Consider the following 9,940-nt stretch of genomic DNA (forward strand, 5'->3'; position numbering starts at 1 on the left):
GTCCCGCTATTTCACGGGCACGCGGCAGCAGGCGACCGCGGCACGCCGTTCGAGTCGGTGCCGTAGCCGCCGGTACCGCACGCCGTTTGGCCGCGGACGATGTAATAGTAGGCCTCCCCCGCCGCCGGAATCCGCCCATCGGCATACGAGGCACCCGAGACGTCGTTGGCGAGACAGGTCGCGCCGGCAATTCCACCAGAGCGAAGATCGCTGATCGTCGACGAGGCAACGTCGTAGGCGGTGCCGCCGCCGAGATCGGTCCAGCTCAACGTCGAGGTCACGTCGATGCGTACGCTCGCCACCTCGGCGGGAGCGGGCACGTCGCTGAGCACGCTGCCGAGCACCGGATCGCAGCTCGCGATCTTGCACGCGGGGACCGGTGAGACGTTCAGATGAGCGCTGAAGCTCGTCGCGGTGCCGAGGACGTTCGTCACGAGGCAGTCGTAGTCTCCGACGTCCGCCGCGGAAACGCCGGTGAGCATCAGGGTGGCCGCCTGCGCGCCCGCGATCGGGACGCCGTTCTTCCGCCACTGGTAGTTCAGTGGCGTCCCGGTCGCCGAGACGTGGAAGACCGCGCACGATCCTTCGTACGAGTTCTGGTCGGACGGTGGCGTCGCGATCCCCGGGGCCACCGGCGCCGATCCGTAGACGCGGGCCACGTTACCCGAGAGCGCGTGATTGACATCGCCGAAGTCGCCGCCGAGAAGAAGACGGCCGTCGGGCAAGACCGCCATCGCATCGACCTTCCCGTTCACCCCCGGCATCGTGTCGGCGAACGACGTGTCGAGGCTGCCGTCGCCGTTCAGACGGACGATGTTCCCCCGCGGCGTGGAATTGTTCCAGACGGGGAATTGCCCCCCGATCACGATCTTCCCGTCGGGTTGGAGCACGATGCTGTACGCCCTTCGGGCGTAGCCATAGAACTGACTGTCGGTCCATCCGAGCGTGCTCTTCTGGAAGCCGGCGTCCAGGGTGCCGCTCGTGGTCAACCGGAACACCTGCTCGATGTCGTCGCCCATGCCCGAGTCGGCGGAATTCCGGCCGACGACGACGATACGCCCGTCCGGCTGCACCGCGAGGTCCGAAAAGGAGCGCTGGAAATTCGGGATGGAGATCAAGAACGTGATGTCGCGATGGCCGTCGGGATTGAGGCGCGCGACGTACTTCGTATTTGCGTTCTCGACCCTCTCGAAGCTGCCACCGATGACGACACGTCCGTCGGACATCAGCACGAGATCCCAGACGCTTCCGAGGCTTCCTGGGCCGACCATCGGATCGACGAAGCTCTCGTCGAGACTGCCGTCGGCGTTGAGACGCGCCACCCTTCCGCGCGCCTCGCCGTTGACGAGCGTGAAGGCGCCGCCAATGAGGATCTTCCCATCCGGCTGAAGGGCGACAGCATAGACGGCGTAATCCGTTCCCGACATTCCGTTCTGGAACGTCGTGTCGACGGAGCCGTCGGCGTTGAGACGTGCGATTCCATAGCGTGGCACGCCGTTCATCGACGCGAAGTAGCCCCCCACGACGATCTTGCCGTCGGCCTGCAGGGCCGCCGCCTCGATCGACGCCGCGAACTCGACGGCGCCGGTCATGCCGTTCGCGAAGGTCTTGTCGAGGTTCCCGTCGACGTCGAGACGCGCGATCCTGCCGCGCGGGACGCCGTCGACCGTCTGGAGGAGCCCTCCGACGATCGCGCGCCCATCCGGCTGCACGGCGAGCGCCCGCACCGCCCCTTTCATCGAGGCGGCCGGCGGCGCGAAATAGGGATCGAGACTCCCGTCGGCATTGAGAAGCGCGACGTTCTCGAAGGCGACGCCGTTGACCGTGTCCGGTCCACCGATCACGACCTTGCCGTCACGCCGCAGAGAGAGGCTACGTGCTCCCACGCCGCCGCCGGCGCCGGACATCCCCTCCTGGAACGTCGTGTCGACCGAGCCGTCCGCGAGGAGACGCGCCACGTTTACCCGGGACACGCCGTTCACTTGGCCGAAGAACCCGGCGATCAAGATGCGGCCGTCGGGCTGGACGACGATGCTCTTCGCATCGGTATCCGGGCCCGACATTCCAGACAGGAACGTCGCGTCCAGGCTGCCGTCGGGCAGGAGCCTCGCCAGGTACGGCCGATCGACGCCGTTGACCTGACCGAAACCACCGCCGATCAAGATGCGGCCGTCGGTCTGGAGCGCGACCGAATACACGATGTAGTCGGGTCCGGACATCCCGTTCAGGAACGTCGCGTCCGTCGACCCGTCCGCGTTGAGCCGGGCGAGACCAAGCCGATTCTGGCCGTTCACCTCACTGAACCGGCCGCCGACGATGAGCTTTCCGTCGGGCTGCACGGCGATGGCGTAGGCGCCCGGACAGCCGGCGCCGCAGCTCTGATCGATCGCCCCCTGGAACGTCCCATCGGTGCTCCCGTCGGCGTTTAGACGCGCGAGGCGGTAGTGCTGCTGCGAGAACTGCACGTCGTCGTTGACGAGCGTGAACGCACCACCGATCACGACCCTTCCGTCCGGCTGCAGCGCCATGGAGTAGACGGTGTCCGACGCACCCTTCATCCCGTTCTGGAACGTTGCGTCGAGGCTGCCGTCGGCGTTGAGGCGCGCGATCCGTGTACGTGCGACCCCGTCGACCATCGTGAAATCGCCACCGATCAGGATCTTGCCGTCCGGCTGCACGAGCATCGCCCAGATCGTCCCGTTGGCGCCCGCCATGCCGTTCATGAAGGTGCGATCGAGCGAGCCGTCCGCATTCAGCCGCGCGATGCGGCCGCGGGGCCCGCCGGCAAAGCTCGAGAAGGCGCCGGCGATGAGAGTCTTTCCGTCCGACTGAGCCGCCACCGATTCGATCGCATCGATGGTGACCAGCCCCCCGGTGAACGCGGCGGTCCCGCGAAAGAACGACGGATCGGGGTCGCCGCCCCGCGGCGTCGCGACGGTCAGCGCGGCATCGTTGCTCAGAACGCTCGAGATGGCGTTGGTGACCGTGACGCTGTAGGCGCCCGCGTCGGCCGCCGTGAGACCGGTGACGGTCAGCGTGTCGCCGGCGGAGCCGCCGACCCGCGGCCCGTCTGTCAGCGGGTTGCCGTCCTTCCGCCACTGATAGGTCAGCGGCGAGTTGCCGCCCGCCCCTACCGAGAAGCTGGCGGAGCCGCCGAGGATGCCGGCCCAGGCGCCGGGCTGGAAGCGAATCGTCGGCGCCGAGCCGGCCGTCGGCGTCCACGTCGAGGCGAAGTAGACGCCTCCCGTATCGAGCGCCGTGACGCCGGTGGTGCCGCCCCAGACGATCATCTCCGAGCCGGTCCACACGGCGCTGTGGCCGTACCGCGCTGCCGGCGAGCCGCCGCCCGAGGGAACGAGCGTCCACGTATTCGCGCCGGTGTTGTAGCGGGCACCGCTGTCCATGTTGCCGATCGCCGTCTGGCCGCCCCAGATGATCATCTCGCTGCCGGACCAGACGGCCGTGTGATCGGCACGCGCCGACGGGCCGCCCGCCGTGGAGCTCCAGCCGTTGATCGCCGGGTTGTAGCGCCCGCCCGTGTTGAGGTAGGTCGTACCGAAGCCGCCCCAGACGATCATCTGGGTTCCGGTCCAGATCACCGAGTGCCGGTAGCGCGCCGCAGGCACGCCGGTCAACGAGGTGGCCGACCACGAATCGGTGCCGGGTGTGTACCGGCTCCCGGTGTTCAAGCGGCCGACCGAGTCCGTGCCGCCCCACACCACCATCTGCGTTCCGCTCCAGACGGCAGTGTGCCGGGCGCGAATCGACGCGACGCCGGCTCCCGTCCCCGTCGCGGTCCAAGTGTCGCTTGTGGGATCGTAGACGCCGCCGGTGTTGAGGTACGTGCTTCCCGCGAGACCGCCCCAGACGATCATCGTGCTGCCGGTCCACACCGCGGTGTGCCACTGGCGCGCCGACGGGCAATTCGCGCCCGTCGAGATGGCAGTCCAGCTATCGGTCGCGGGGCTGTAGCGGCCGCCGGTGTTCACTTCCCCGGAGCCGGTGAGGCCGCCCCACACGATCATCTCGCTGCCGGTCCACACCGCCGAATGACGGCTGCGCGGATCAGGCACTCCGGCTCCGGTGGACAGCGGCATCCACCAGTCCGTCGCCGGGTCGTAGATACCGCCGGTGTTCGTCGCCGGCTCGCCGCCCCAGACGATCATCGATGCGCCGGTCCATATCGCGGTCTGTCCCGAGCGCGCGCTCGGCACGGCGGACACGGATGAGAGTGCTTCGATGACTGGGAGCGCGTAGGTGCCGCGCTGGTCGGCGACCTCGGGGCGCAGCCCCTCGCGAGAGGGAAGGATGAGGCGACTCGCGAGCGTTTCTCTCACGAGAGTCTCGGCGATCAATTGAGGATCGTCGCCCAGCGCATCGAACAGCTCCTGGAGGAGCTGCGGGTCGCGCGTGTGGGACGCCATGCGGTCGAGCTCCGCCTGTAGATCGGCCGGGGTGATCGGGCGATGGAGACGCGTCTCGAGCGCGTTCGACTTGAGGAGATAGTCCTCGACCCGCGCACGGACCACCTCGTCGGTCACGGGTGGCTTCGCACCGGCGTTCTCGGCCGGCCAGATCCGGTGGTTCTGGTAGACCTGCTCGATCGCGCGCTGTGCGGCGATTCGATCGGCGAGAGAGAGTTCGCGGGCCGACACGGTGGTGGCGGCACCAGCGATCGCGAAAAGCGCGACCCGGTAAGCTCTCATGACCGTTCCCCCCTGCTGACCTGACTTATACCGGTGCGACGGCGCCAAGACCATCATTTTTCAGGCTGCTAGAATGACCTGTCCCTTCCGAGGATTCGGCCGAGATGACTCCACCGGAGCAACTGCTTGAATCGTTGAACCCCGCCCAGCGGGAGGCGGTCGTCCACCCGGGCGGGCCGCTCCTCGTGCTCGCGGGCGCCGGCTCCGGCAAGACCCGCGTCATCACCCACCGCATCGCCTGGCTCTGCGGCCAGGGCGTCACGCCCTCCGGCATCGTCGCCGTCACGTTCACGAACAAGGCCGCGCGCGAGATGCGCGAGCGCGTCGAGAGGATCCTCGGCGCCGGGCCGGGCGGCCCCTGGATCGGGACGTTTCACGGCCTCTGCCTGCGCATCCTCCGCCGTGACGGTGGCGGCGTCGGGTTGGATCCTAACTTCGCGATCTACGACACCGACGACCAGCTCGCGCTCGTACGCCGCATCCTCCGCGCCGAGGGCGCGGACGACGCGGCCGGCTCCGCGCGCGCCTTCCTCTCGCGGATCAGCCGGGCGAAGAACGCGATGGAGACGCCGGCGCAGATGGAGGCCCGCGCCTTCGCGCCCGACGCGAAGCTCGTCGCCAAGGTCTACGCGGCCTATCAAGAGGGCCTCGACCGCGCGAACGCGGTCGACTTCGACGACATCCTCCTCAAGGCGCTCCAGCTCCTGACGATGGAAGGCGCCCCGGACTACGCGGGCCGCTGCCAGCACCTCCTCGTCGACGAGTACCAGGACACGAACCGGCCGCAGTACCTGCTCGTCAAGGCGCTGGCGTCGGTCCACCACAACGTCTGCGTCGTGGGCGACGAGGACCAGTCGATCTACCGCTTCCGCGGTGCCGAGATCCGGAACATCCTCGACTTCGAGCGCGATCACCCGGGTGCGATGGTCGTCAAGCTCGAGCAGAACTACCGCTCGACGATGAACATCCTGGACGCCGCGGGTGCCGTCATCGCGAACAACAAGGCCCGCAAGGGGAAGACCTTGTGGACCGAGAACGCGCGCGGCGAGCGGATCGAGATGTTCCACGCTCCCGACGATCGCGCCGAGGCGGCGTGGGTCGCGGGACGCGTGAACCGGGAGTCCGCCAAGCGCGCCTACGAAGACCTGGCGGTCCTCTATCGCACCAACGCGCAGTCGCGGCCTCTCGAAGAGATCTTCCGCCGCGAGCGGATCCCCTACCAGGTCGTCGGCGCCGTCCAGTTCTACGAGCGGAAGGAAGTGAAGGACGTCCTCGCCTATCTCAAGCTCGCGGTGAACCCCGGCGACGACGTCGCATTCCGGCGCATCGTCAACGTCCCGCCGCGCGGGCTCGGCGACACGACGGTCGAGGCGATCGAGGCGCTCGCTCGCGAGAAGGGGCTGCCGCTCCTCGATGCGTCACGGCAGCTCCTGGGAACGCCCGTGCTCGGTACGCGCGCGGCGAAGATGCTCGCGGAGTTCCTCGCCGCGACCGACGCCTTCGCGCGCCGCGCGGCCGCCGAGCCGGCCGCCGTCGTCATCGAGGGGATCGTCGAGACGATCGACTTTCCGGCGTATCTCGCGAAGACCTACCCCGGCGAGCACGAGGACCGGATGGAGAACGTCCGCTCGCTCGTCTCGGCGGCGGTCGAGTACGAGCGGGAGGTCGAAGACCCCACCCTCCTCGGCTTCCTCGACCGCTCGGCGCTCGTCTCCGACGCCGACGAGGTCGGTGCGCGCCCCGGCGTCACGCTCATGACGATCCACAACGCGAAGGGGCTCGAGTTCCCGGTGGTGTTCCTCGCCGGGCTCGAGGAGAACGTCTTCCCCCACGCCCGCTCCCGCGAGGACGACGACGTCGAGGAGGAGCGGCGCCTCTGCTACGTCGCGATCACACGCGCGCGCGAGCGGCTCTACCTCTCGCGCGCGCAGCAGCGCCTCCAGCAGGGGATCCCGCAGGCGAACCCGCCGTCGCGGTTTCTCGAGGAGATCCCCGAGACCCTCCTCGAGGTCTCGGGCGCAGGCTCGCTCGGCTTCTTCGACGCGCCCTCCGGGCGCCGCGACGAGCGCGGCTGGGGGGCCTTCTCCTACGGCTCGTCGGCCGCCAGGGCCGCCTCGCGCCGCGCCCCCGCGTCCTCGACCCGGACACCGGCACGCCCCTCGGACATTCCCCCGGCCGAGGACGGGTTCTCCGTCGGCGTCGCGGTGCGCCATCCGATGTTCGGCCGCGGCACGGTCCTCGAGCGCGAAGGCTCGGGGCAGAACCTCAAGCTCACCATTCAATTCTCGGGGTACGGAACGAAACGCATCTTGCCCGCTTACACGGAGCTTCAAAGGGAAGGGACGACGTCATGAAGGCCAACGAAATGCGCAAGGGGATGGTCATCCGCTTCGAGGGGAACGTGTTCAAGATCCTCGAGGCGACGCACCGCACGCCGGGGAACCTCCGCGCGTTCGTGCAGGTCAAGATGAGGAACGTCATGACGGGTCTCGGCACCGAGCAGCGGTTCCGCTCCGAGGACGACGTCGAGAAGGTCTACCTCGACACGAAGAACATGCAGTACCTCTACCACGACGCGGAGGGGTACCACTTCATGGACACCGAGACGTACGACCAGTTCGCGCTCACCGACGAGGTGCTCGGCGACACGATGTCGTTCATCGTCGCCGAGTCGTCCGTGACGATGGACTGGTTCGAAGGGAAGCCGGTCGGCATCGAGATTCCGCCGTCGGTCGACCTCAAGGTGGTCGAGACCGCGCCGGGGATCAAGGGCGCGACCGCCTCGGCCCAGAAGAAGCCCGCCACCCTCGAGACCGGCCTCGTCGTCCAGGTCCCGTCGTTCATCAACGAGGGTGAGGTCATCCGCATCGGGACCGAGTCGGCGGACTACCTTGGGCGCGCGACCTCGTAACGGTTGATCTCCCGGAGGATCCCCGCTCTCTTCGGGCTCGCGATCCTCGCGAGCGCGCTCCTCCTCTTCGTCGCCGAGCCCATGGCGGCGAAGCTCGTGCTCCCCCTGCTCGGCGGCGCGCCCGCGGTCTGGAACGGCTGCATGCTGTTCTTCCAGGCCGCGCTCCTCGCGGGCTACCTCTACGCGCATTTTCTCGGCCGTCTCCCGGCCCGCTGGCAGGTGACGGCGCACGCGGCGGTGCTGGCGATCGGATTCTTGTCGCTCCCGCTGGCGCTCGGGTCGCGCGCCGCGGGACCGGGGACGACGCCTCCCCTCCCCTGGCTCCTCGCGACCCTCGCCGCTCTCATCGGCTTTCCCTTCTTCGCCCTCGCCGCGGCAAGTCCTCTCCTCCAGCGCTGGTATGCGCGCACCGACCTGCCCGGCGCGTCGGATCCTTACTTCCTCTACGCGGCGAGCAACGCCGGTTCGCTCCTCGGGCTTCTCCTCTATCCATTCGTGCTCGAGCCCGCGCTTCGCATCCTGACCCCGGACGCGAATCTCCTCCCTCCGCATCTGACGCCGTGGTCGCAGAGCACGCTTTGGACGGTGATGTTCGCGGGCGTCGCCGTGCTCACGATCGCGAGCGGCCTCGTGATGGTCGGCATGCGCCGGGCCGAGGTGCACCCGGCGAAGGCTTCGCCGGGAACGTGGCGCGAGCGCCTCACGTGGCTCGTCCTCGCGGCGATTCCGTCGAGCCTCGTCCTCGGCGCGACGCAGTACATCACGACCGACGTCGCCGTCGTGCCGCTGCTGTGGGTCGTCCCGCTCGGCGCCTACCTGCTCTCGTTCGTCCTGTCCTTCTCGCGGCGCACGATCGGCTCGGAGCGGTTCTGGGGGATCTCGTTCGCCGTCCTCGCGCTCGGCGGTACGCTCGGCTTCTGGGCGCTTTCGCGCCCCTACGCGTGGGCGCTCCTCATCCTCCATCCGCTCGCAGTTCTCAGCGCGGGGATGGTCTGCCACCGGCGCCTCGTCGCGATGCGGCCCCCGGCCGAGCGCCTGACCGAGTTCTACGTGTGCGTCGCCGCCGGCGGCGTCGTGGGCGGCGCGTTCAACACGGTCGTGGCACCGCTGATCTTTCCGACGGTCGTCGAGTACCCGCTCGCGCTCCTCGCGGTGTGCCGCGCGCGGCCGGAGGCGCCCGCGAAGAACGCCCAGCGCGCGCTCCTCCTCGACCTCGGCATTCCTGCCGCGATCGCCGCGGTGGCGCTCGTCCTCCAGCAGTTCGTCGCGCGGGCCAACTGGGAGGACCGCGGCAAGATCGTCCTCGTCCTGGCGGTCATCCCATGTTGCCTCGCGTTACCGCTCGTCGCGCGACCGCGACGGTTCATGATCGCGCTCGCCGCGCTCATGGCGATCGCCTGGTATCAGGGCTCGACGCAGGGAACGGTCAAGTACCGCGAGCGCACGTTCTTCGGTGTCAGCACCGTCATCGAGCGGCCCGGCATCCCGTTCACCATCCCCGACAAGAACGGCAAGCCGCAGACCTTCCGGGTGAAGTTCCAGCTCCTGAACCACAACACGACCCAGCATGGGCGGCAGTCGCTCGACCCTGCGTACCGCGAGCTGCCGACGAGCTACTACCACCGCAGCGGACCGCTCGGCCAGGTTTTCGACGCTTACGGCCCGCGTCTCCGCCAGGTCGCCGTGATCGGCGCCGGCGCCGGCACGATCGCCGCCTACGGCGAGCCTGGGCGCAGGATCACCTTCTTCGAGATCGACCCGACGGTCGTCCGCATCGCGCGCGACCCGGCGTTCTTCACGTTCGTTCACGACTGCAAGGGCGACGTCGGCTTCGTCGTCGGCGACGGCCGTCTCAAGATCGCCGAGGCGTCCGACGGCCTCTTCGACCTCATCGTCGTCGACGCGTTCAACTCCGACGCCATCCCGGTGCACCTGCTCACGCGCGAGGCGCTCGCGCTCTACCTGCGCAAGCTCCGCCCCGGCGGGCTGATCGCGTTCCACCTGAGCAACCAGAACCTCGACCTCGTCCCCGTCGTCGACGCGCTCGTGGCGGACGCTCACGCCGCGGGCCTCGTCGAGCAGAACGAGATCGACAACCTCGACCAGCTCCTCCAGGGAAAGGACACGTCGGAGTGGGCGGTCGTCGCGGCGGACAAGGCGTCGCTGGCGTCACTCGCGTCGGACGCGCGCTGGCTGGCACTGCCGGTCCATCCCGGCGCGCCACCGGACAAGCGCTACCTCTGGACCGATGATTACTCGAGCTTGTTCTCCGTCGTCGAGAGCTGGTGAAATAAGGGGACAGCTACCGAATTCTCACCCAAAG

4 protein-coding genes are annotated in these 9,940 nt (G+C 68.7%); 3 read left to right on the forward strand and 1 reads right to left on the reverse strand.

Features of this window, described 5'->3' with window-relative positions; genetic code table 11:
- Nucleotides 1-11: 11 nt before the first annotated feature.
- On the reverse strand, nt 12-4,706 hold the full coding sequence (locus VFV19_06590; protein ID HEX4823961.1) for an immunoglobulin domain-containing protein: 4,695 nt from the start codon (nt 4,704-4,706) through the stop codon (nt 12-14).
- 134 nt (nt 4,707-4,840) lie between these two features.
- Between VFV19_06590 and VFV19_06595 the strand changes: the two genes are divergently transcribed.
- Genes VFV19_06595 through VFV19_06605 form a run of 3 tightly spaced genes read left to right on the forward strand, consistent with a single transcriptional unit; the run spans nt 4,841 to nt 9,906 of the window.
- Nucleotides 4,841-7,060, forward strand: a complete 2,220-nt coding sequence (locus VFV19_06595) for a UvrD-helicase domain-containing protein (protein HEX4823962.1) — start codon at nt 4,841-4,843, stop codon at nt 7,058-7,060.
- The gene (gene efp, locus VFV19_06600; GenBank protein HEX4823963.1) at nt 7,057-7,617 is read left to right on the forward strand and encodes an elongation factor P; all 561 of its coding nucleotides are present in this window, start codon (nt 7,057-7,059) and stop codon (nt 7,615-7,617) included. Before VFV19_06595 ends, efp begins: the two co-directional genes overlap by 4 nt.
- Nucleotides 7,618-7,620: 3 nt before the next feature.
- Nucleotides 7,621-9,906 carry a fused MFS/spermidine synthase gene (locus VFV19_06605; GenBank protein HEX4823964.1) on the forward strand — a complete coding sequence of 762 codons (2,286 nt, stop codon included), beginning with the start codon at nt 7,621-7,623 and terminating at the stop codon, nt 9,904-9,906.
- Nucleotides 9,907-9,940 lie beyond the last annotated feature (34 nt).

Source organism: Candidatus Polarisedimenticolaceae bacterium, assembly GCA_036275915.1.
Taxonomy (GTDB): Bacteria; Acidobacteriota; Polarisedimenticolia; order Polarisedimenticolales; family DASRJG01; genus DASRJG01.